At 57.3% G+C, this 23,419-nt stretch carries 20 protein-coding genes; 13 read left to right on the top strand and 7 right to left on the bottom strand.

Annotated features, from left to right (window positions below):
• The first annotated feature begins 634 nt into the window (after positions 1-634).
• The 4 genes from AC1Z32_RS16250 to AC1Z32_RS16235 all read left to right on the top strand — a co-directional run bounded on the left by AC1Z32_RS16250 (position 635) and on the right by AC1Z32_RS16235 (position 5,367).
• Entirely contained in the window at positions 635-2,410 is a 1,776-nt protein-coding gene (locus AC1Z32_RS16250) for an ATP-binding protein (RefSeq protein ID WP_483479601.1), read from the top strand.
• A 1,068-nt stretch (positions 2,411-3,478) separates the two neighbouring features.
• Positions 3,479-3,793 carry a response regulator gene (locus AC1Z32_RS16245; RefSeq protein ID WP_483479600.1) on the top strand — a complete coding sequence of 105 codons (315 nt, stop codon included), beginning with the start codon at positions 3,479-3,481 and terminating at the stop codon, positions 3,791-3,793.
• 426 nt (positions 3,794-4,219) lie between these two features.
• Positions 4,220-4,813 (top strand): ParB-like protein, encoded by a 594-nt coding sequence (locus AC1Z32_RS16240; protein ID WP_483479599.1) that lies wholly within the window; start codon positions 4,220-4,222, stop codon positions 4,811-4,813.
• Between the two features lie 56 nt (positions 4,814-4,869).
• On the top strand, positions 4,870-5,367 hold the full coding sequence (locus AC1Z32_RS16235; RefSeq protein ID WP_483479598.1) for a DUF421 domain-containing protein: 498 nt from the start codon (positions 4,870-4,872) through the stop codon (positions 5,365-5,367).
• 62 nt (positions 5,368-5,429) lie between these two features.
• Here the strand turns inward: AC1Z32_RS16235 and AC1Z32_RS16230 are convergent, their stop codons facing one another.
• A complete protein-coding gene (locus tag AC1Z32_RS16230; protein ID WP_483479597.1) occupies positions 5,430-6,704 on the bottom strand; it encodes a hybrid sensor histidine kinase/response regulator in 1,275 nt (424 codons plus the stop codon).
• A 569-nt stretch (positions 6,705-7,273) separates the two neighbouring features.
• Positions 7,274-7,708, bottom strand: a complete 435-nt coding sequence (locus AC1Z32_RS16225; RefSeq protein ID WP_483479596.1) for a response regulator — start codon at positions 7,706-7,708, stop codon at positions 7,274-7,276.
• Positions 7,709-8,063: 355 nt separating this feature from the next.
• Between AC1Z32_RS16225 and AC1Z32_RS16220 the strand changes: the two genes are divergently transcribed.
• Together AC1Z32_RS16220 and AC1Z32_RS16215 are read left to right on the top strand one after the other, a co-directional pair.
• The gene (locus tag AC1Z32_RS16220) at positions 8,064-8,252 is read left to right on the top strand and encodes a CsbD family protein (protein ID WP_483479595.1); all 189 of its coding nucleotides are present in this window, start codon (positions 8,064-8,066) and stop codon (positions 8,250-8,252) included.
• A 160-nt stretch (positions 8,253-8,412) separates the two neighbouring features.
• On the top strand, positions 8,413-8,661 hold the full coding sequence (locus AC1Z32_RS16215) for a hypothetical protein (protein WP_483479594.1): 249 nt from the start codon (positions 8,413-8,415) through the stop codon (positions 8,659-8,661).
• Positions 8,662-8,919: 258 nt separating this feature from the next.
• On the opposite strand, the gene AC1Z32_RS16210 is transcribed toward AC1Z32_RS16215, so the two are convergent.
• Positions 8,920-9,300, bottom strand: a complete 381-nt coding sequence (locus AC1Z32_RS16210) for a response regulator (protein ID WP_483479593.1) — start codon at positions 9,298-9,300, stop codon at positions 8,920-8,922.
• 428 nt (positions 9,301-9,728) lie between these two features.
• Between AC1Z32_RS16210 and AC1Z32_RS16205 the strand changes: the two genes are divergently transcribed.
• Positions 9,729-11,465, top strand: a complete 1,737-nt coding sequence (locus tag AC1Z32_RS16205) for an ATP-binding protein (protein ID WP_483479592.1) — start codon at positions 9,729-9,731, stop codon at positions 11,463-11,465.
• Positions 11,466-11,641: 176 nt separating this feature from the next.
• Positions 11,642-12,088: a response regulator gene (locus AC1Z32_RS16200; RefSeq protein WP_483479591.1), complete on the top strand. Its 447-nt coding sequence runs from the start codon at positions 11,642-11,644 to the stop codon at positions 12,086-12,088.
• A gap of 340 nt (positions 12,089-12,428) precedes the next feature.
• Here AC1Z32_RS16200 and AC1Z32_RS16195 read toward each other — a convergent pair whose 3' ends face one another.
• Positions 12,429-12,659 (bottom strand): DUF6723 family protein, encoded by a 231-nt coding sequence (locus tag AC1Z32_RS16195; protein WP_483479590.1) that lies wholly within the window; start codon positions 12,657-12,659, stop codon positions 12,429-12,431.
• A gap of 1,673 nt (positions 12,660-14,332) precedes the next feature.
• Here AC1Z32_RS16195 and hfq point away from each other — a divergent pair.
• From hfq to ligD, 4 genes are all read left to right on the top strand, one after another.
• Positions 14,333-14,590, top strand: coding sequence for an RNA chaperone Hfq (gene hfq / locus AC1Z32_RS16190; protein ID WP_483479589.1), 258 nt, complete (start codon positions 14,333-14,335; stop codon positions 14,588-14,590).
• A gap of 586 nt (positions 14,591-15,176) precedes the next feature.
• A complete protein-coding gene (locus tag AC1Z32_RS16185; protein WP_483479588.1) occupies positions 15,177-15,710 on the top strand; it encodes a cytochrome b in 534 nt (177 codons plus the stop codon).
• A 245-nt stretch (positions 15,711-15,955) separates the two neighbouring features.
• Entirely contained in the window at positions 15,956-17,080 is a 1,125-nt protein-coding gene (locus AC1Z32_RS16180; protein ID WP_483479587.1) for a VIT1/CCC1 transporter family protein, read from the top strand.
• Positions 17,081-17,254: 174 nt separating this feature from the next.
• Complete coding sequence (gene ligD / locus AC1Z32_RS16175) at positions 17,255-19,762, top strand: DNA ligase D (protein ID WP_483479586.1); 2,508 nt, start codon at positions 17,255-17,257, stop codon at positions 19,760-19,762.
• A gap of 286 nt (positions 19,763-20,048) precedes the next feature.
• Here ligD and AC1Z32_RS16170 read toward each other — a convergent pair whose 3' ends face one another.
• Complete coding sequence (locus tag AC1Z32_RS16170) at positions 20,049-20,258, bottom strand: dodecin (protein WP_483479585.1); 210 nt, start codon at positions 20,256-20,258, stop codon at positions 20,049-20,051.
• Positions 20,259-20,390: 132 nt separating this feature from the next.
• On the bottom strand, positions 20,391-20,612 hold the full coding sequence (locus AC1Z32_RS16165; RefSeq protein ID WP_483481652.1) for a hypothetical protein: 222 nt from the start codon (positions 20,610-20,612) through the stop codon (positions 20,391-20,393).
• 850 nt (positions 20,613-21,462) lie between these two features.
• Between AC1Z32_RS16165 and phoU the strand changes: the two genes are divergently transcribed.
• Positions 21,463-22,170: a phosphate signaling complex protein PhoU gene (phoU, locus tag AC1Z32_RS16160; RefSeq protein WP_483479584.1), complete on the top strand. Its 708-nt coding sequence runs from the start codon at positions 21,463-21,465 to the stop codon at positions 22,168-22,170.
• Positions 22,171-22,322: 152 nt separating this feature from the next.
• Here phoU and AC1Z32_RS16155 read toward each other — a convergent pair whose 3' ends face one another.
• Positions 22,323-22,640, bottom strand: a complete 318-nt coding sequence (locus AC1Z32_RS16155) for a hypothetical protein (protein WP_483479583.1) — start codon at positions 22,638-22,640, stop codon at positions 22,323-22,325.
• Positions 22,641-23,419 lie beyond the last annotated feature (779 nt).

Here is a 23,419-nt window from a genome sequence, read left to right as displayed (position 1 = left end):
CCGTTAGGCTTCACGCGTGTATCTAGCGCGTGACCATCTGCGCTCGCGGGCGCGAAAACCCGTTGGAAGACGTTATTGGAGGAACGCATAGCTAAAGTGAAAGGGAAACCTGGTCGTCAAGAGCATGACAGTGCCGACAAGCCTGCCGGACAACTGCGATATATTCCTTGAGCTTCAAGTGGCCATCGGGCTGAATAACTCCGGTACATACCGGGACTTTTTGCCAAGAGCAACGAGGTACTTTAGCGTGGCCGCACTATGCTGCGGCCTTCGCAAGTTCGTGGTTCCGCAACCGCCAGCTGATAAAGCCTCATAGATAAACACAAATAATTTACTCAGGATACCTACTGTCATAATTTCTGAGCTGCGCGCTACTCCGAGGGCTGACGCTAGCACGGGACGCGTGCTGTTGTTGTGAGTGTCATTTTTGATTCGCTCAGGGCACGAGGCGCATTTTCGGAGCTCAAGACCTGTGAACGCCTAGTCGGCGCTGCCTTGAACGGCAGGATGGCGCCCGAGCGGGTCAGTACGTCGAAATTGGTCGACTTATCTACGGCGCCCGGCGCCGCACAATGACGGCGCAACGCCTAGAATAAAAGCACGCGTACTGCTTTCAGCCTGACAAGAGCTAAACATGCAGGGGCCGTCTGAACTTTCCATCGTCGAGCGCATTCAGCGCGCGGGTTCGCTTATCACTCGGGAACTTGACGCACGCTGCCGACGCTCGCCCGACTACGCCGCGGAGAGCGCGGCGCTGCATGCGCTGGCTAAAGCGTTTACTACATCTGAAAGCGCGATGCTCCAGACGTTAGCCGACACAGCGCTCGCCCTATGTCGCGCTGACAGCGCCGGCATCAGTCTTCGCGAGCACCTGCCAGGTCAGCCGGAAACCTTCCGTTGGATTGCCGTGTCGGGTCGCTGCGCTCAACTTGTTGGCCATGTCATCCCGGAAGACGAAAGCCCCGCCAGCATCGCGCTTCGGCTGGGCGCACCTCAACTCATAGCATTTCCAAAGCGGCATTTCCCGTGTCTGTCGGTCATTGAGCCAGACATCACTGAAGAACTTGTCGTACCGGTCCCCGGCAGGCCCGGTCCTCGAGGGGCGCTGTGGGTCGTTTCTCACGACGCCGGGGTGCAGTTTGACGGCGAGCATCGTCGCATCCTGACGAGCCTTGCCGACTTCACATTCGCGGCATTGAATGTCGCGGATGCCAGAGCCGACGCTGAAGCGCGCGCCGCGGAAGCCGAGGCGGCTAGAAAATCGCTGCTGCAGGTCGAGGTCAACAAGGACAACTTCATCGCGACTTTGGCCCATGAGCTACGTTGTCCACTGGCGCCCATAGATGCAGCGCTTGAGGTAGCACAGAAACTTGCGGCCGAAAGCCCCGCCGTGCTCTCGGCTCTCGCCCTCGCACACCGCCAGGTTCAGCAGATGAAACGTCTGGTGAGCGACTTGCTCGATGCCTCTCGGGTCAGGCATGGCAAGCTCTCTGTCAACCTCGGGTACTGTTTGATTGGTGACATTGTCAAAGACGCCATGGCGGCCGTCGGCGAAGATGCGAGGAGGCGCAGACATCAGTTGCGTGCAACCTTGCCGCCTTACCCCGTGACGGTCTATGCCGATTCGGCTCGCCTGACGCAGGTTATCTGCAACGTCCTGTCGAATGCGGTGAAGTACACGCCTCCAGGCGGCGAAATCACGCTTCTCGTCGAGGCGCCCGACGCAGATGCAGTTGCACGTGATGAGCAATACAGGGGTGATGCCGTCATCTCGGTAACCGACAATGGCATCGGCATCGAACCGGACCTATTGCCGCGTGTCTTCGAGCTGTACGCGCAATCGCCCTACTTGGGGACGCGTGCTGATGGGGGACTGGGCCTAGGACTTTCGGTCGTAAAGTCTCTCGTCCACGCACATCACGGCACCGTTTCTGTCGCAAGCGATGGTGAAGGCAAGGGAACCTGCGTCACAATGCGATTGCCCATCGTATGCAAGAGCGGCATCGGCCATTCCGCTCCGACCACTCACGGCATCCCCCCCGCTCGAATCTTGTTAGTAGACGATAGCTGCGATGCGACCGAGGCGCTCTCGATGTTGCTCGCACTCGACGGACATGACGTACGCCGCGCACAAAGCGGCGCGGAGGCGCTGGCTCTGGTCGAGACATTCACGCCAGACGTAGCATTGATTGACGTCCATATGCCTGGCATGGACGGCCCGACGCTCGCCGGTGTGCTCAGGCAGCTTCCCCAATGTTCCATGACTCGACTCGTCGCCCTTACCGGAGACGCCGCACCGTCCCAAGACGGAGTATTCGACTGTTTCCTCGTCAAGCCACCGGCGTTAGAGGACTTGATACAGGTGTTGCAAGTCGAGCCGTTCCGTCGACCATTGGCTGACAATGTCTGATGGCGATGTCCTTCGAAACTGAAGCGGCGCGGCCACTAATCAGCTCGCAGTGTGCAACCGTCGTTTGCCAGCTTCTCGCACTGATGCACAAGGTCTATGTCTGTGCGGTGAGAGATGAGCCACGGGATGCCAGCGTAGCCCAATATCGGACGCTTCACGCGGAACTCGAACATTCTTGGACCCACCTGCTTGAAGAGTACGGCGTCCGTCGTATGCCGGAGCGCATAGTCTTCGGTAACCAGTCCAGCTTGCTGCGCCCCACGGATGTCGAGGGCGCCATCTGCAGACAGTTGGAAGCAAGCACTCGACAGTACACAATATCCAATCGAAATGATGACAATCGGCTTTGCGACCACCTTGGCGTACTGTCGAACGGACTCGGTTCGCCGTTGAGGGGCCAGTGCAGCAACAGGCATGATGGGTCACATTAGGTGTTTACCTGCGAGGGATATTACTTACTCGCAAAGTCGACCGCAATACATCCCAGGCCTTGCGCGTGGGGCTTTTAATTGCCTTACGGTCGAATTGACCGACCGGCCCCGGGCTGTCACGAACGACGGCGTTCACTTCCCCAGTAGACTGCCGGTGAGCTTCCCTAGCGGCCCCAGAGCGGCCCATCGAGTCAGGTCGTGAGCCGGTCGGGTGCGAACGAGCCTCAGCGCGCGCGAGCCATCTTTGAAAGAAAGACATTCAACCTCCATCCCGTCGCACGAATCATCGCCGTGGCCGAGGAGCCCGCGGACCAATGTGAACTCAAGCCCTCCCTCGCGAAGGAGGTCGTACGAAGAGGCGGTACCCTCCAACGGGCCAGACTTTGCCTGCCATCGGTTCAGCAACGTCGCCGCTACATCGGCGTCATGCACCATCTTTGCCTCCAAATCATCAGTCTACGGAACAGGGCCGTATCAGCAGGCCGCGCGTACTTGGACATCGTAGCAATAATTGTGCAACGCAGCATTGCAAGCATACCCGCGCCTCGCCGTCGTACCCTTGGGCCGATAGAACCGAAAGCGGCGTCTTGGCGGTTGGGTGTCTGGCACGACGTTATAAGCCTGAGGCGTCAGAAGAATGGTAGGTGCTCCCGTCCGTATTCCATTGCGAACGGTCGAGGAATATGTGCGAATCGTCCTCGTGGTCGACAATGAACCGGAAATTCGGATGTCTCTGTGCGCGGTGTTCGCCGCGCACGGCTTTTACGCAGCCACGGCAGGCAATGGCACCGAGGCAATATTCATTGCGCTGGCGCAGAAGCCGGACATCGTTGTCTCAGATTGGATGATGCCCAACCTGAACGGGCCGGGACTCGATGGAAAGCTTCGGGCGCAGTCATCTTTATGTTCGGTCCCGTTCGTCTTCATGTCGGGGAACCGCGTTAGTCAGTGAACTACCAGACCAGCGGGGGCTTACATTCGTCAGAAACCCATTTGACCCGCTGAGATTGCTCGAAGCGATTCGTGCTGCATCGCGTTGAGAAGAGACCCCTCGCGGATGACGCTCTCGTTATTCTGCCGGCTTCCGTGGTCGGTACTCATTACGCCTTTACGATGAACGCTGCGTTGGCGCCTACAGTCGAGTCAATTACAAAGCAAGACCTTCCGGTACGGCCGGCGTTTGTACTCGCGGTTTTAATCAAGGCGGCGTCCTTATTCCGTGAGCCATTGGCGAGCCTCCTAACAACATTCGCATCGCACCAGTCGGCTCAAGCGTCGCGCGGTTTCAGATAGGCGCGAGAGTTGCTTTACTTCGTTCGTTAAGTCTTTTGCTGTTTGGACTTCGGTCGGGCGGCACGTACGCGATTTGGAGGACGCAATGAAAATGATAAAAATCGAGAAGCTCCGACCGACTCAGCTCACGCATGGACTGCGGGAAGTCCGCCAAAAAGCAGAGGCCTACGCGAAGCTCGAAGGGCATGACCTGGACATGGCCATCGCCGAAAAGCCGATTCCTATCGTCTACGGCCCTGGAAACATGCCGTACGCAATCGACCATCACCACGTTGCCGCCGCCCTGTGGCGAATAAAAGCGGAGAGCGTTCCCTTCGTCCTGGTCAGAGACCTATCAGGCCTTAAGCAGTCGGAGTTTTGGCTTACGCTTGAAAACAATCGATGGGCGTACCCGTATAACGCGAAAGGAGAACGGGCGTCATTCTCTGAAATGCGCAAACACATCTGGGAACTCGAGGACGACGAATTCCGGAGCCTGTCCGCTTTCGTCCGCGACGCTGGAGGGTACGAGAAGACTCCCGTTCCGCTGGAGGAGTTCCGATGGGCCGACTTTTTCCGGCGTTCGCTTCCTTCGCCGACCAGTGACGGGGATTTCCACGCGCTTGTTAAGAAGGCCATGGAGCTCGCGAAAAGCCCCGCTGCCATGGGGCTGCCGGGTTACCTTGGACCAGATGACTGAAATAGCAAGCGCGGCGTCGGCCGGCCCATGGCGACGTTTTTCAGTGGGAGGAACCAATGAGTCTGATGCTAAGCATTTTCGGTGAAGGACGGGACCTCGGCGCGTATCAGATGGCCGCGCGCGCGCTCGCAGTCTTCTTCGGTGCATTGGTCTTTATTCGCATCGCCGGCCGTCGCTCGTTCGGACAGCGTTCGCCTTTCGACTACGTGGTCGCGATTCTTCTCGGGGCCACGCTGAGCCGCGTCATCGTCGGTGCCTCCCCTGCCATCCCGACCGTCGCTGCATCGCTCGTAATCGTTGTCGTACATCGTGTCCTCGCCTGGGCATGTGTTCACTCGCCCAAACTGGAGAGAATCATTGTCGGCGCCGAAAGAGAGGTCTTCGCCGACGGCATCTTTGACGACAAGCAAATGTCGGCGGCTCTAATCACAAAGACCGATGTCTTAGAGACGGCGAGACAAGAGCTACACACCACCGAGCTTGATGACGTGAAAGCCGCCATCCTCGAGCGAAATGGGCAGGTGAGCCTCATACTTAAGCCGCGTCAGCGCTAACTGACCACGGGCGGCTCTTAGCTTAATCCTGTTCGGATTCTCAATCGAAGCAAGATTGTGCCTTAAGACCCACTTCGCTCATCAATGATTTCATAGAGCCTCTCAGGCGACAGCGGCTTTATACAACATTCGGCGAAGCCCGCAGCGATGAGGTTCGCCTGCGTATCAGGTCCAGACGCGCCAGTAAGTGCAACCATTCTTGTCGCATTGAGGCTTGCGCGGCTTCGGAGACGTTGAAGCAACTCGATTCCCGTCATTCCAGGCATGCCGAGGTCGATGAACGCGACCGCAGGCCGAAACGTGTCAACTACCTGAAGCGCCGCTGGACCACTGAACGCAGTTCGTACTTCGTGCCCGTCGAGTTCGAGTAACATTGCAAGCGCTTGGGCGGAATCCGCGTCGTCGTCGACCAACAAGATTTGCGTTGGCGGAGCCACCTTCTGCGGAATCAGCGTGGAGGCCGTCACCTCCGACCGCACAATGGGAAGACTGACGCGAACCGTCGTCCCACGACCAGCGCCGGCGCTGTGGATAGTCACTGAACCGTCGTGACGCTCCACAAGGTGTTTGACAACGGCGAGGCCAATGCCTAGACCGCCGTCGGCCTGTCGATGTTCGGGGTCGGACTGTCTGAAGAGGTCGAACACGTGCGACAGCGCCTCAGGACCGATTCCAACGCCTTCGTCTACGACCGTGATGTCGACGCTATCGGGCGCGGAAGGCGTCGAGGGGCCGCCAGTGCTCGATATCGCTTCTACGGTCAGCGTTATCTTGCGTCCCGCAGGCGTATACCGCACCGAGTTGGACAGAAGGTTGGCAACGACCTGCGTGAGCCTCGAGGCGTCCGCGAAGACCGTCACTGGTACTTCGGGCTGCTCCACAACAAGTTGTTGACCAAGACGTGTGGCGTCGGCACGGACCGACGCGACCGCATCTCCAACAATCTCCTCAAGGTTCGCGTAATCCTTGTTGACCGCGAGCTTCCCGTGTCGAATTCGGGTGGTATCCAGCAGGTCGTCTATGAGCCGTGACAGCCGTCTCATCTGGCGCTGCGCTACCGCCGTTGCGGCGAGCGCGGCGGCGTTGTTCGTCGACACCCGCTCGATGGTCCGGAGCGCAGCATCAATAGGTGCAAGCGGATTACGCAGCTCGTGACTGAGCATTGCAATGAAGCTGTCTGTCCTCGTCTCAGCCTCCTGGGCTAGCGAGACTTGCTCCTCCGCAGACTCGGCACGCGACCCTAACTCGTCGCGCGTGCGTTCTACCCTGAGCGCCGGGCCGACCATACTCGCGAGACTTGCCAATATCCGACGGTGCTCGGCGTCAAGATGAGGCATAGCGCGCTGCGACGAAACCGCGAGCGTACCCAGCGGACCCATGACGCCAGGAATCGGAACCACTAGAGTTTCGATGTCAGGCGCGCACACGTCGTTTGGGCCGGACAAGCACCGCTGCGAATGGCGAAACAACTGAGGCCCGCCTAATCCGAGCGTAACTCCGCAGATGCTTTTGTCGACCGGGGAGCTTCCGCTCACTGTTTCGCCGCAATTGCCGACAACCGCTATCCACCTGACCACAGCCGACCCGTCTGGCTGCACCTCCAACACGCTAACGCCAGCGCTATCTGCACGGCACAGCTCGAGTGCGTCCTGGGTGAGAATGGAAAGCGTCGCACTCTCGCCTCGAGCCAGCGCGTCAGTGAGCCTTTTCAGAACAGCAATTTCTTTTGCGAGGTCCGGCTGTCGAGTCGGTCGTGTGTCTAACTCTGCGCTGACGTTGGCACCGGCGTAGCGGGACCAGACGACCTCGGGTGCGAGATGTATGGGAATCATGTCGCAATTCTACCGTTCGTGGGGTCAAGGCTTGCTTCGCACGAAATTCTGACCGCTTTCCGATGACACTGCAATCATGGCCACAATTTAGGGTGGACAGCTGCCCAGCGGGAGGCATGTAGTCCACCATCCCGCCCGGTAGGGTCTATAAACTGACTGGGCGTTGCAAACGATTCGACTGCGCTAACCAAAACGACGACTGACACTGGTTTCCTGTAGAACCTTGTCCACGGCGGGCTCGCATACGCGGGCTCCTGCTCGCCGGAAAGAAGGATGACAGGCACCCGCCGGAAGATGACGCGTTTGCGCAGTTCGGAACAGAACTCCACCCCGTCCATACTAGGCATCTGCCAGTCAGTGACGACCACGTGCGGACAATGCGCGGCTATTATTTCGAGCCCTCTCGCGCCACTGTCACCAGCGAGAACGCGATGCCCGGCATGCTCGAGCGCTAACTGCAAGCTCGGCAGGTTTGCTTCGTTGTCGTCAAGCAAGAGAACGGTGGCCATGGTTGCTCGCAGTTTGCCCACATCCAAAGCAACGCCCATGCCGAAAGATATCGCTCGTTTCGCGAGTCGTCGCAGCCTACGCTTCAACTGACGTGCGCGCACGCCGGCCTCTCCGCGCCCGTCTTATCTATTGATGCCCTCCTCGCTCGGTTCGAACTGGCCTAACGCAACACATCGTCATTTAATTGACATCGCTCCGCGAGCTCTCTAGCCCCGGAGTACCGTGTCGTCGTCTAGTTGTCGGCCGCGGGTCGGCGCCTGCTCGCGGCCAACTCCCGAAAGGGGTCATGCACGTCGCTGGAATGAGATGTGCTCAATCCGCCTGCCGTATCAACACGGTTCACTGGAGGACGTGATGAACAAGGACCAATGGAAGGGCGTTGCCGAACAAGTAAAAGGTAGGGTCAATGAAAGGGTCGGCAAAGCAACCGGCGATAGAGCTCAAGAACTAAAGGGCGAAGCGCAGCAGGTGGCGGGCAAAACACAGAGAGCGATGGGTGACATCAAGGAGTCAGCGAAGGATTCCCTTAAAACGACCAGGTAGTCGGCGTCGCGCTGTTCGCCGTACTGGGCAGCCGACATCGGCTGCCTCCTTTTCTACAAGCCGCCTCGTCACTACTTTAGTAGCTCGAACGAGCCCGCTGCAAATCGCAACAGACAGCGCATTGCGGCGGCGGCGGAAAATCAATTTTTGGAGATGTCACATGACTAAACTTCTCACCCTGGGCGCCGCTCTCATCATCGCTACAATCACATACGATGCGAGCGCCGAAGGCTGCCTGAAGGGAGCAGCCGTCGGCGGTGTTGCCGGTCACGTCGCAGGCAAACATGGCGTTGCGGGCGCCGCCGCTGGCTGTGCAATCGGTCACCACGAAGCGACGAAGAAAAGCAAAGCTGCGAGCGAGTCAACTGCAGCGAGTGCGCCTGGCAGCACGAATAGCAGCAAGGGCTAACGCGTCGACGAGGCAATAACTTGAGGCGTCTACGATAGATGGGCGTTTCGTTGAACATTGGTCCTGCTGCGGTAGGCGAGAGGTCCGTCGCTTGACATGCTTGAGTGTTCCACCGTTTGTCCAGGCAGCGCCTGGGCGCTTCGAATCGCTCCGTTGCCACTAACGTCCCGACCTCCCTTCGGGTACGTGATTGGCGAATGCGTCTGTTTCGATTGTGGCTGGACACCTCGGCTATCCTCGCCTTCCTACATAGCGAGTTCACTCGCGGTCGGCGCCCCGTACCAAACACTGCACGTGGCGGAGCAGCACTTCGATTTGAACCGGCTTCTCGACAACTAAATCCGCAAGACCTTTCGCGTCGATTCCTCTCGCGGCCGACCACAGAATCAAGCGCACGTCGCCGAGACGTCCGTCAGCTCGGACCCTGCGGCACACTTCGAGGCCGTCAATGCCCGGCATCATAAAGTCGGTGATTATCAAATCCGGGCGATGCAGGATTGCCTTTGAGAGTCCTTCCTCGCCGTTCGCCGCCGAGATTGCTGTCATCCCCTCCAACTCGAGCACCATGCACCAAACGCTTCGAGTATCGTCCTCGTCGTCGATGAGAAGCACGATAGGCGGCCGAGTAATCGTTGACATCGCGTTGGTCGACCGATAGGTTGTGGCCCTCGAAAAGGGCACGAAAGATTGGCTTGCCGTGAAGCGAATTCACGCGGCATCGCACTGATGAAAGTTGCGACAATCCTAAGGCTCGCAACCTCTGGCCGACACTCTCTGCGAATGAGAATCGCTTCCTTATCGCTCCGCTTGTAAGCACTCGATGACGAGCGGTTATAACAAAAAGCGCAGCGACCAATTAGATAATACTTTGACTTTTTAGCCCTGAAAACTGTTGCGAGTCGCGTATGGAGTCGCCTCGCCTGAACGTCGGCTCTTTTATCGCACGGCGCCCCAGCGCGAGGGGGTCACCTAATTGCAGTGCGTAGGATGTATATTTGTCGTAGAGAGGTCCGTCCACGCGATTCGCTAGACGGAAGTTAGACATCGTTGATAGAACGTTAAGAAAAATGAGCACGGGTGCGAAATGGCCTGCGGAGACTCACGGTTGCTCCGGCTGGCACGGTGAGATGTCGAAACGCATCGCCGCTTTCGACTGGAGCCACACTGAGATGGGTCCGATAGGAAAATGGCCGAACAGCTTGCAATCAGCGGTTAGATTCGTATTAGGGTCTCCCCTCCCCTTAGTCATGCTTTGGGGCAAGCAAGGGACGATGATATACAACGACTCCTACGCTGTCTTTGCAGGCGGGCGGCATCCTTTCTTGCTCGGAAAACCAGTGGAGGAAGGATGGCCGGAGATTGCACCGTTCAATCGCAACGTCGTCGACACTTGCCTCGCCGGAGGAACGCTCTCGTATAAAGACAAGGAGCTCACCCTTCTCAGAAGCGGCGTTCCTGAACAGGTCTGGATGGACTTGCACTATTCTCCAGTTGCGGACGACGACGGGAGGCCGGCAGGCGTCATTGCGGTCGTCTTTGAGACCACCGAAAAAGTGCTCGCTGAGCGAGAACGACGGGTCGCTGAAGAAAAACTGCTGCGACTTACCCAAACGCTTGAAGAGCGCGTCGCTGAAGCGGTCACAGCGCGTGTCGCGGCCGAGGAGCGTTTCCGCCAAGTTCAGAAACTGGAAGCGATAGGAAATCTGACTGGCGGAGTCGCCCACGATTTCAACAACGTGCTGCAGATACTATCGTCGAACGTCGAACTCGTTAGATTGGCGACGCGGGACAACTCAAAGCTCGAAGCGCGTTTTGATGCGATGTCGTCGGCTATAAGTCGCGGAAGTAAGCTCGCCTCGCAAATGCTCGCGTTCGCGCGCAGGCAGCCGCTTAACCCGAGGTCGACGAACCTGACGAAGTTACTGGGGACAATGTCGGAGCTGATGTTACGAGCACTTCCCGAATCGATAGCATTGACTGTCACAGTCGCTCCGGAGGTCCGCAACATCAATGTCGACCGGAATCAGCTTGCGAACGCCCTTCTCAATCTTGTGCTTAACTCACGAGACGCAATTGACAAGGCCGGACGCATTCTGGTCGATGTTCGCAACTCCTCTGGGCATAATCAGGTGCCCAGCGGTCCAGGGACATCACCCGGTGAATATGTGAAACTATCGGTCACCGATGACGGGAAGGGCATGTCCGAGACTGTTCGAGCGCGCATGTTCGAACCGTTTTACTCGACTAAGCCCGAAGGGCACGGCACTGGATTGGGGCTCAGTATGGTGTTCGGCTTCGTCACGCAAAGCTCGGGGTTCATCGACGTCGAGACTGAGCTCGGAAAAGGCACGACAGTCTCACTCTATTTCCCAGTATGCGATGAAGATGAAAGCACTGATGAGCACGTTTCAAGTCCACATGCGCTTCACGGCCAAGAAACCATTCTAGTCGCAGAAGACGATTCCGATGTTCGCCTTGCGGCAATCGATATGCTTGCCCAGCTTGGCTACAAAGTCCTGTCTGCGCATGACGGTGATTCCGCGCTAGCTGTGTTGCAAAAAGGTCCGCCCATCGATTTACTGTTCACAGACGTCGTGATGCCGGGGACTGTGCGAAGCAGCGAACTTGCAGCCATTGCGAGCGCTCCCCCGCATCGAGCGGCGGTCGTGTTCGCCTCCGGTTACACGCGCGACATCATCTCTCATGAGGGCCGGCTCGACGAGGGCGTGACGCTGCTGTCCAAACCATACAGCCTCGACGAGCTAGCCAAGGCGGTCCGCCTTGCACTTGATTCTCGCAACTGATGGCCGGCGTCGAAGAGAAGGGTTCCTTTCGCGCGAGCTGTTTCACTAAAAATGTCAACCGCTGGTAAAAACGATGCAACATGCCGCGGTCAACCGAGATTAGAAGGCTGTGTTTTAAATAAAAGCATCACATTCCGCAGTGTTCGCTTATTATTCTCCTAAGACCACTGCGCTTCATGAAAATGATACGACCGGCCCAGACAGCTCGGCGATGGACATCAAGGACTTTTCTTGCGCGAGGGCGCTCGCCGCGGGTCCTCGTCGTCGACGACAATAGCTGTGGCGCCGATGCACTCGCGGCGTACCTGGAAATGAGTAAGCATAAGGTGACCGCGGTTTATGGGGGCGCGGCGGCAATTGCTGCTGCGTGCGTCTGGAAACCGGACGTCGTTCTGCTCGATATTTCCATGCCTCGCATAGATGGTTTTGCCGTCGCCCGGGCCCTCAGAAGCAACCTACGCACTGCGGCTGCGGTGATAGTCGCTCTCACTGCACATGACGAAAGTTTTGTGAAGCAGAGTTCATCTCACATGGACTTCGACGGGTACTGCCAGAAGGGGTTGATGCTCGACGCACTCTCGAGCCTGCTCACGAGCTTTACGCGGGAGGCTCTACCTGGCTGAGACAGCGTCCTCAGATGCTTGCTCTGGACATCGATATCGTGTGCGCTGAGCCGATTCGCATTAGACACTAGCGCCGGTCTCGTCCGCGAGCAGAATCCGAACTTGGGCGAGCCAATGTGACTGCTCGGCATTGGTCACCTACTATCATTCTGCAAACTCTTTGCCTCGCAGGAGACTCCACTTGCCGCGTCCCGCCTCCTCGCTCGCGCACAATGACTTTCGCGTCGTCTACACCTTCTCGGGTCATCATGAAAACCTTCTGATTCCCAGCGTATTTCGCCACCGCTCCCCTTTCCTTGGCGCCCGCACTAAAGCTCTCGATTTTGAAGGTCAGCGTGCACTATTCCGTTCCCGTGCTGGGCCGCTGCTTGCCTTGCTGCATCCTTCGTAGGCAAGAGCCAATCTCACCACAGCTATCGAATGGATAGAGGGGCCTAGAATCAGTTAGTCTGACAGCTTTCAACGTGCCGATAAATGTGTTGCCAACACCCGGACGGCACGAGGCGTGAATCGCATAGTCGTCTTCGGTCTCAGCCGGCTTCGTCGCGACGACCGTTTTTGTCTGAAACAAGACTAACTTTGCTCATCGAGATGTGGTGATAGCGATAGCGCGAATGGAAAAGAAGTGATGATGTGCATGTTTCATGCAAAGCACATACCCTTGACCGATGGCACCCTGTACGAAAGGCCGGCCACCTGTCGTGTCGGGCGTTAGCAGCTACACGCACTGATGGGCCCGAAGCACCGGAGCCACTTAAGACGTCTCAGCAGTCCCTTTTGGCGGCTCGCGTATAAATCCCAAACATCGAGCGCGGCGCTACTATCAAGAGGTGCGCAAATTGCGACGCCCCCTACGCCACATTCAGGTGTCCATTTTGAGCGGTCACGGTTCTGCGAGTCCAGAATAAAGAGCGACCAAAGGTCACGCTTGAAGACGGCTTCTCTAAAAGGCTTTTCTTTGTTTTTAAGGAGCCTTGTGTCAGGAGATGAACTCTTTTTAACAAAATAGAGATATTGGTTTATATGTGGCATGCGCGAGCGCAGACCTACACTACAGACGTGGACCTTCAGTCGCGTCAGCTGCACGCGAGGTTTGAAATCCCGACCGTGTCCCGTAGTTATGGTGTGCAATTCGCTTCGCAGCCTCATCCCGGAGGATGGACCTGGCTAGCCGCGTTTACCGTGAACTGCAGGACTCTCACGTTTCATTCCTCGTCAGCGGCGCCGGAGCGTCCGTTTAAGCCCGGACTCAAGAAAACGCCCGCCGTAAGGCGGGCGAAGGGACTTTGCTTCCAAACCGCGCCATGCGACGGCGCAGGTCCAAGTATGCCTTCTCAAAATCGTGTCGCAAGCCGTTACTCTGGCTAAGTTACCGTACGAAACCCGCTTATTCGGAACGGACGACTGTTGCTCGCTTGAGTGGGCCCGGGACATACACGCAAACGACTACGGAACCTTGCCGATATCGGAAGCCAGCAAAACAAGCAGAAATCGCAGCGTGCTGACTGAATGATTCTCAATAGAAGTAACCGCATTCCGTGTGAGGATAAGGATAGTTGGGTCCACCGCATTTCCACGTTTTCCGAGCTGCAGGACCAGGTAATCTTTTACTTCGGGAAGTGCATAGCCCAATATTCCACTTACACTAAGCGCGCGGGGAAATGACGAAACTGAGAGCAGGGCGAAAGAAGACCCAAGAGATGCATGTCCACCTCCTCCGGGTCGATGGTGAAATCGAACATCTAGAGCGCGTCCTCAACGGGCCTACCAGCCGGTACCTTTTCGCGAGAAATTACTGGCGAGACCGAGTAGCGCAAACGCTCTCGACCCCAGGGTTGTTACAGGCACAGCGAGAACGACTCCAACGGTTGTTTCGGCGGTTAGACATGGACTAGATAAACGGAGCGCCCCTTGTCTGCAGCAGGTTATACGGGCTTACTGGCTTGACCAACCGTTGGGTGAAGACCTATACGACGCGACCTCTTTTCAATCGCGCAAGCGATGGGTGACTCTGTAGAAGCACTGAAAAGCGACGAGCACCACGCTCCGCCCTCTTTTCGCATCGGTTCCTCGACGACGAAGGGCTCCGCGGTAACGGCGCCAATGTCCGTCGCTCCTACCCTCTTTTGCTTCCCTCGGTAGGAACTACGTAGCGAACGCCGGTCCAATAGTTGCGAGGAACCGAGAGCGAATTTTTATTGCACTCAATGCTCATTCGAAATCCCGCCCCAGAGGGAGGCCGCCGTGGAACCAAGCAGAGCCGATTTGCAGTCGGACTTTCTCAGCGCATTAGTTTCAAGCCGAACGCCCGTCTGGGTATTCCTCAAAAACGGAATCAAACTATCCGGGGTCATCGCGTCGTTTGACCAACATGTCATATCCATTCAGTCGCCCGCGGCCACTCAGATTGTGTACAAGCACTCCGTCTCAACTGTCATCGAGCAGACTGCTCAAGCAGTATCGCCGACGCGGTTTGCGATTGAGAGACCGAAAAGGCGCTGAACGTCTCCCCTTAAGCCTGCGAGAAGATATGTACGCATCGAAAGACTTAAGGAGCCAGGCGGTCATTGATTTACACTCTTCCTCGCGCGAAGTATCTAGGCGGCGACGCGACGGCGAAGAGGTTTTTTTGCGTGCCCGAGACAATGGGCTACCGTCACATGTCGCGCAGGGAGTCGCGTCGACCCTCAACTCGCTCTAGTTCGGCGAAGGGCAGACTACATCGGTGGCACGTTCACCTTGCAAGCGTCCCTCGGCGGCGGCATCCTTCCTCTGACTATCCTCGCATATGCTCACTGCTTGTCTTTACTTGGAACGCGCATATTGACTCAGCCATGTCGTAGTCAGGTCGAAAGGGCAAGTTGACGTGCTGTCCATTCTTAGCCGAACCGACCGCGAAATTGCATTGCGCAGCCCTTTCAAGGCTGCTGTCAATTAGGGCACGTGCTCGTTCTACCAGGTCTGCAACCAACGTTTCCGTCGGTAGTCCAAGGGGCTATTCGCTCTACGTAGTACAGGCCGTCAAGGTTGTCCTCAGGTCGGCCGCGCTAACATCGACGTCCTCGCCTCTATAGGAGTTTGACTCAAAGTGGTTGAGAATCATTCGCAGAGTTACGTGTACAGTCCGGTCGCCCGTGTTCTGCACTGGCTTATCGCAGGTCTCATCTTGGCTCAGTTCATCATCGGGTGGACGATGCCGGACGTGCATCACGACACGTTGCCGACTGGCGAGATAGCCTGGCACTTGAGCGTGGGTGCAGCGATTGTCGCAGTCATGGTACTTCGAATCATCTGGCGCGTCACACATGCGCCGGAACCGGCTAAGCTCTCGCCCCTACTGACGTTCGCATCCAAAGCGACTCACCTACTTCTCTACGGCTTGCTTCTTGCTGTCCCACTTGCGGGATGGGCAAATGCGTCGGCACGTGGTTGGATGGTGAACCTATTCGGCGTGCTTCTCTTTCCGGCGCTTACGGCGAAAGGTTCGTCCGTTGGAATGGCGCTGGGCGACGTTCACAGCGTGCTCGCATGGGTGTTGTTTGCGGTAATTGCTTTGCATATCGCTGCCGCCTTGTTCCACCGGTTTGTATTTCGTGACTCGGTGCTTCGACGAATGCTCTGATTGAGATTCAAAGGGCACAATCGAAGCACGTGGGCCGAAGGGCTCGGCAGTTGTGCAACCCGGGTTCTGAATTCGGGCGACCGGTCAATTGACCGGCCGCCCGATTTGCGCACCTGCGCTCCGCATAAACGCTAACACAAGAAGATTTAGAAGTGTTTTTATTCTCATTTGGGCTTTGGGCCGTTTATATTTTTAGCGGTGAGTCGAAGACCTCATGTCGTCCCGCCACTGCAATGGGTGATTAAATGGCTTCCGCACAAGAGCTCAGAAAATTTCGAGCAAACCTCGCCGACGAACTTCACAGCGCAGCAATCTACGAGACGCTATCACGCGTTGAGCGAGACGATTCTCGCAAGCAGGTCTTTAGAGAACTCGCTGCGTCCGAACGCACGCACGCCCGGGTGTGGGCAGACAAGTTGAAAGCAAATGGAAGAAAGGTGCCGACTAACGTCAGTGCCAAGACCTATTTGATGAAGGGCCTCGTGCATTTGCTAGGGCCACGCTTCGTCCTGCCGTCTCTCGCGGCGGCCGAGTTTGCAGACCGGAACAAGTACGCTGGCAATCCGGATACCGCTCGCATGTCGGAGGACGAGCACCAACATGCGAATGTTGTTCAGGCCATGGCCAACTCCGGGAAGCCGGCCGCCGCGCAGGGCGCGGACATCGCTCAGGCGGAATCGTGGCATCGCGGCGTCGCCTCAGGCAACGACTTGCGCGCGGCGGTGCTTGGTGCCAACGACGGTCTGGTCTCCAACTTCTGTCTGATTATGGGCGTAGCGGGCGCTGGCACCGGCAACAAAGCCATTCTGCTGACAGCGCTCGCTGGCCTCATTGCCGGCGCGTGCTCGATGGCGCTCGGCGAATGGTTGTCTGTGACCAACGCACGGGAGCTCGCGCAGGCGCAGGTCTCGAAGGAAGCGAACGAACTTGAGCACAGCCCAGAGTCGGAAGAGCATGAACTGGCGCTTATCTACAAGGCCAAGGGATTGAGCGCTGACGAAGCGAAGCGAGTAGCCTCGCAACTGATGCAGGACAAGGACAAAGCTCTAGATGCGCTTGTTCGCGAAGAGCTAGGCCTCGACCCAGCTGAGCTCGGAGGCAATCCGTGGTCGGCCGCCGGTGTATCGTTTTGCCTGTTCGCGGTTGGCGCAATCTTTCCCGCCATGCCGTTTTTGTGGTCATCGGGGATACCTGCTATCGTCCAGTGCATCGCTTTCAGCGTGCTTGCACTCGCGGCAATTGGCGTTTTCACGTCGCTTTTCAACGGACGCAGCGCGGGCTTCTCGGCCGTCCGACAGATACTCATTGGCCTTGTCGCTGCCGCATTCACGTTTGGTGTCGGCCGGGCCCTAGGGGTCGCCGTGTCGTAAGAACGCAGATGCACCTTTTTAACACCCGACGGCGCGTCAATGCAAAGAGGCAACTCGGGGGAATGGAATGCGCCAACCACGTCGCCGGTGTTGCTGTGCGCTTACGCGTACGGTTGTCTCGACGCATGGCAAGAAGTAGTTCCCCGCTGGCTGCCGCAATAACCGACTGTGACCATGACCTCGACTCGCGACACGACGTCTCCGCCACTGGCCCGCTACCGAACTAAGCGGGACTTTACTATCACTCCAGAACCGTTGGAAGCTACCATTGGCACGACTGTTAGCAACGGTCAAAGCTTTGTCGTGCAAAAGCACTGGGCGAGCCGCCTGCATTACGACTTCCGGCTCGAACTGAATGGGGTGCTGCTGTCGTGGGCTGTTCCCAAGGGTCCTTGCTACGACCCCGCACGAAAGCAGATGGCGGTGCACGTCGAAGACCATCCAGTTTCCTATGCTGCGTTCGAAGGAACCATTCCGCCGAAACAATACGGAGCCGGTAGGGTCATTGTCTGGGACCGCGGAACATGGGAGCCGGTCGGCGATGCGACCAAAGGGATGACTGCCGGGAAGCTCGTCTTCCGGTTGCACGGAGAAAAACTGGCCGGGCTTTGGGAATTGGTCCGCATCTCAAAGCCGGACGACAAGCAGGATTCCTGGATGTTTTTTAAGAAGCGGGACGAGTGGGCGCGTCCCCTCGACGAATATGATGTCATCAAAGCGCTTCCCGACAGCGTCATCGCCCGTCCGCTTGGACTTATCGAAGAACGAGAGCCAAGGAGTGTTGGCGGCTCACAGAGCAAGGAGCGGCAGATAGACCTGTCTGCAGCGGCACCCGCTTGCATGCCCGCAAAGCTCGAACCACAACTGGCGACACTCGCGAGTTCTCTCCCCAAGGGCGGAGACTGGATTACCGAGGCAAAACTGGATGGGTACCGCCTCTTGGCCCGTGTTGACAAGGGGCGAGTCAAGTTGCTCACGCGGAATGGCCACGACTGGACGAAGAAATTTCCGACGCTTCAAGGAGAGATTCAAAAGCTTCCTTTTGCGAGTGCCTGGCTCGACGGTGAAATCGTTGTTCTAGAAGACGGCGTCCCGAGCTTCTCTGCTCTTCAAGATGCGATTGACGGACCCGCTAATCAAGACATCGTCTTTTTCATGTTCGACCTGATGTATCTCGATGGGGACGACTTTAGAAAAGTACCGTTGTGGGCAAGGCGTGCACAGCTCGCGACTATTCTTGCGGATGCCGGCGAACATCTGATGTTCAGTCAAAATTTCGACGCGCCGCCTGCTCAGATATTTGCAGCTGCCGCCGAGCTTGGCCTTGAGGGTCTTGTGCTGAAGCGGCGCGATGCGCCGTACCAATCGGGCCGGACCGAATCGTGGTTGAAGGCGAAAGCACGCCTGCGGCAAGAATTCGTCATCGTCGGCATGACCGCACGCGGCGGCAATTCCGGGGAAGTCGGCAGCCTATTGCTTGGTTACTACTCTGGCAAGGAGTTGCACGACGCCGGAAGCGTCGGCACTGGCTGGAATTCCAAAACTGCGCGTGACCTATGGAAGCAACTCGCGCCGCTACAAGTCAACGCGGCGCCATTCGTTACACCCGTCAGAAAACCGGGCAGTTGGTCGAGACGAGCGGTCGGAAGCGAAGTGTGGGTGAAGCCGACATTGGTTGCAGAGGTTGAGTTTGCGGAGTGGACTGCAGAAGGTGTGGTTCGACAGGCTTCATTCAGAGGCTTGCGGCTCGATAAGCCCGCCGGCAGCGTCGTTCGAGAAGGAGGAAAGACGGAGGTCCCTGCACCTATTCCGGAGATGAAAATCACTCATGCCGAGCGAGTGATTGACGCTGCCGCGGGAATCACGAAAGGCGACCTCGTCCGATACTACGCGAGCGTCGCTGAGTGGATGCTGCCACATCTGAAAGACCGCCCTGTCGCTTTAGTTCGTGCGCCCGAAGGCGTGGCCGGGCAACTTTTCTTTCAGAAGCATGCGGAGAGGACAGCGATGCCTGGCCTCCTAGCTCACGACCGTGACCTCTGGCCTGGGCATCCGCCACTATTGACCGTCGATTCTGCGGACGCCCTGCTTGCGGCTGCTCAAATGAACTCTATTGAATTTCACACCTGGAATTCCGTAGTCTCCCGCCTCGACAAGCCTGACAGAGTCGTCTTCGACCTGGACCCGGGGGACGGCGTGAAATGGGCACACGTACAAGAAGCCGCTCAACTCGTTCGAACATTGCTCTCGGAACTGGACCTGAAAGCTTGGCTGAAGACGAGTGGCGGCAAAGGTCTGCATGTCGTCGTCCCGCTCACGCCCCGGCTGGGCTACGCGACGGTCAAATCTTTTTCTCAATCATTCGTCCGACACCTCGCGAAGACAATTCCACAACGCTTCTCTGCAGTATCCGGCCCGTCGAATAGAGTCGGCAAGGTTTATGTTGACTATCTGCGCAATGGGAAGGCACAGACCACTGCTGCAGCGTTCTCTGCTCGAGCTCGACCAGGGATGGGTGTATCGATGCCAGTCGCGTGGGAACAGCTTCACGACCTCAAAAGCGGAGCTCAGTGGAATGTGCAGACCGCTCGCGAGTACCTGAGCTTCCAGTCGAGCGACCCTTGGTCGGAGTTCTGGACTTCCGGTCACTCGCTGTCCGTGGCAATCAAGCGTCTGCCATAAGCGACGCCGCAGCCCAGCAATGACGTAGCCTCGGCAAATTCGCTCAGTCGATTCAGTTCCGTTCCAGCAGCTCAGCGAGCGCTACACGCGCTGCATGCAATTCATTGACAGCAGCGGTCAGACGGGCCAGATAAAGCGTCCGCGCGCTTTCATCGTGCGACGTTCTGACAAACTGCTCCAACGCCTCCGAGGCTGACAATACCTGTCGAGCTGCGTCTGCAACCCGCGCAATGGCGTCGGCCTCGTCGCTTCCTTTATTCAGTTCGCTTTTCTCTGAAGTGGGCGCTCAGTCTTCGATGCGAAAACCCACCTTCAGCGTCACCTGCCAGTGGATGATTTTGGCGCCCTCAACGTGACCTCGAACCTCCTTGACCTCAAACCACTCGAGGTTCCGCACGGTGGCAGAGGCCCGCTCAACTCCTATCTGCACCGCGTTATCAGATGAAACCGGCGAAGAGCCGGTGACTTCAAGAAGTTCGTACACGTGTTCGGACATGGAAGCTCCAGACTATATACAGGTTGCCTAGGCTCTCGGTGGCAACCGTGCGGGCAAGGTTGCCACCCACGTGGAAGACAGGCGCAGCCGACCAGATTCAGCGTCCCCTGCGCCATCCGGCACACTACGACGTCAGCTGCGCGCCTCTGTGCCCTTCAACTTCTCATGCTCGTGCGAGTGCATCGCGGAGTACTTCAGTTCGAAGTGCGCTCCCTTCCCGCTTCGCGTCGGCGGGAAGTGCTCGCCCTCGACACACGTCACTTCGAACGTGTCTTTTCCGTCGTCGTGGACGACGGAGTAAATGCCGCTGACTTTCACGATTTCGCCGGGTTTGTATGCAGTGTCGCCAGCCATTTTTGCCTCCGCGTAGTTGTTCAGACGACAGGCAGCAATTGACGTTCCGCGCACCAGGGTCGCCACTCAGGGCGCGTTTTCCACCGATTTTGGGCCACTCGTGAGGCGCGCGGCTTGCGGAGTTTCCTCTCCAGCGCCGGATGTCGGCATGCAATCGTGCGTCACGCCTGCGCCTGTGCTGCGCATCGCACAGGGTTGTCAGCCTCCTCTCGCGGTACCGGCGGGGTCTACCTGGCGCGCCCCAGAACTCACACGTGACGCGGCTTCGCCCGATTGTCGCTTCAATGAGTCTTATAACCGCCTCTGCAGCTGGGCGGTCGAAATAAATCTGAAGCGCAGATAGTTTCTCTCTCACTTGCACACTGCCGTAGCGACTTTTCCGAGCTCGACCGATAGTTGTTCCTGGACAATGTGATACGGTCCATCGCCGCACCCGAATTACTCGCCGCCCGGATGAAGCAATTCTGGGCCTTGATAGACAGTGATTTCTCATAGAGCGGCTTCATCATTTGAGCCCGGTACCTGTGCTGGACATCTTCAGCAGGAAGCGCTGCAAGATTTGCCAGTGCGCACTGTCCGAAACGGTCGGTAAAACGACTAAGCTACGAGGAAACTCGGGCACATAAAATCGGAAGTTTTTATGTCCGAGAAGAACGAGATGCGGACGTCGCGCTCGCCTTGCCGAAACCTCCTAGCGCAATTCCGGGCACCGGAAGTGATTCGCCATATATAGTCGTGGAAATACCACGAAACGATATATACCGTTTTTTCGATGCGATAAGATAGGCTGCGTGCTTAGACGCCGCACGGCCGCGGCACCCATCACGGGGGCGCGAACTGGGGAACCGGCATGCCTGACAAACATCTCTCAAGCGCATTCGATGCCTCGCTCAATGCGCTCTCGACGCATCTCCTCGAGATGGGCGGTATCGTCGAAAGACAAATCGAGCGCTGCCTGCAACTGTTGAACAGGTATGACTGCACGCTCGTCGCGGATATTCGCGCCAGTGAGAGACATCTCAATGCGCTCGAGATTGCAATTGACCAAGAGATACAACACGTCATCGCCCGACGACAGCCCGCTGCTTCTGACCTTCGGTTGCTCATGGCGATGTCAAAATGTGTGACGAACCTCGAGCGCGCCGGTGATGAGGCACGAAAGATTTCTAAATGCATGCGTCGCATTTCAGAGAGTGGTCGTGCGGCGACGTGCCACGGCGTCGAGCTACGGAGATGCGGCGAGATGGCCTACTCTATTTTGCATGACGCGCTTGATGCATTTGCCCGCATGGATACGGTCAGTGCGGCGCGGATTGTAAGCGACGACAAGGCCATTGACGAAGCGTTCCGTGCTTTGTCTCGAAGGCTTGCTATACAAATGAATGCGGCGCCCAGAACCATTCCGGTCGCGCTTGAATGTTTATTCATAGCCAAAGCGCTTGAGCGCATTGGAGACCACGCTAAGAACATCGCTGAATTCCTTGTGTTTGTCGTCAAGGGTCGCGACGTGCGCCATATCCCCTTTGATGAGCTTGAACGCGCGGCGTTTTCAGACTGAAACTCCTCCTCGGTTCGACTCGGCGGACGAAGGGCCGTTCCTCTCACCGGCAGGTAGGCGGCGCCTCCTTTCGCCCTGCCGCGACCTGCGAGGAATGCAGGGGCGTGCACGACCAGTTTTCGATGCCGCCATCACGAGCCTGCCGGAAGGCATCACAAGTCTTCGATTTCGTCTTGGTCATCGGACGGTTCAACGAACTCGAAATTGTTCTCAACGACCTCCACCCGGATTTCTTCGGGGTCGTCCTCGATGTCGAGATTGTTCGGTGGCGTAGCGATTACGCGGAAGTCGTAGCCCAGCGCACTTGCCTCCGCCACGAATTCGCCTTCTTCGTCTTCGCTCAGAACATCATCGTCAAGCATGGAACGCTTCTCTTGATGGAAGTCTTTCTCCGTCAATACGAGGCGTTCCTCCTGTTGGGTTTCCACATCGACGATTAGCAGCTCTGCGTTACCGGAAAGTTCAAGCATGGCGTCCTCCGCTGGCATTCGATATCTCGAATTCTAGCTACCGACGTGGGTGTCCCGGGCCGTCCTTCGGATGTCGGCACAGGGTTCTTTCCCTTTGTTTTCCAATACGGTTGCCTTCAAAAACGTCGTCGCGGCAGCGCGCTCCATCCTCAACGAGGATGATTTCACGACAGTTGCAAGCAAAAGCCGAACCATCGGATTTTTAACCGGGCGGCTTCACGATGAGGCGGGCCGGTCTGCGACGCACGGGTTTAGAGAAGCGGGTCGCGGCTGCCCGTAGCCGAGCTCGTTCCCGGCAATGGGTCAGCGCTTCCGGTAAGCGTATCGGACGCGGTCGACCAATACGGTTGGCGGTTGTAGTACTGATGCATCGACGCTCCCCAGCTAACGTCAGCCATCGACATCGACGGACAATGTCTAAGACACCAAAGCAGGCCCACCTAATATCAAGGGACAAAGAGAACAGAGGACTGGTGGAATGAAAGGCATACAGCGTTTTCGTCAGAAGAGCCTTTGACCTGCATTCGCTTTTGGCTTGAGTCTCTCTACGATTCGACTCGTACGCTTAGTCTGCTCACCGATTCTTCAACGAAGGTTCTTGGCTATCGCTCGCAGTCGTCCTCGACAGACGATTGCTTGGACTCTCGTTGGCCTCGGCTGGAGGAAGGTCCTCACTCATAGGCGGCGCAGACAGACGCTCTTGTGACCGTGGCAACTCCTCGACGAAGCGGCTCTCCAAGCCGGAAAAACCCCTATAAATCTGCCGCCGTACTTGTCCA

This window comes from Caballeronia sp. 11_S32 (assembly GCF_056930355.1).
The sequence above is the reverse complement of the archived record's forward strand: the minus strand, read 5'-3'. Positions and strand labels throughout refer to the sequence as shown.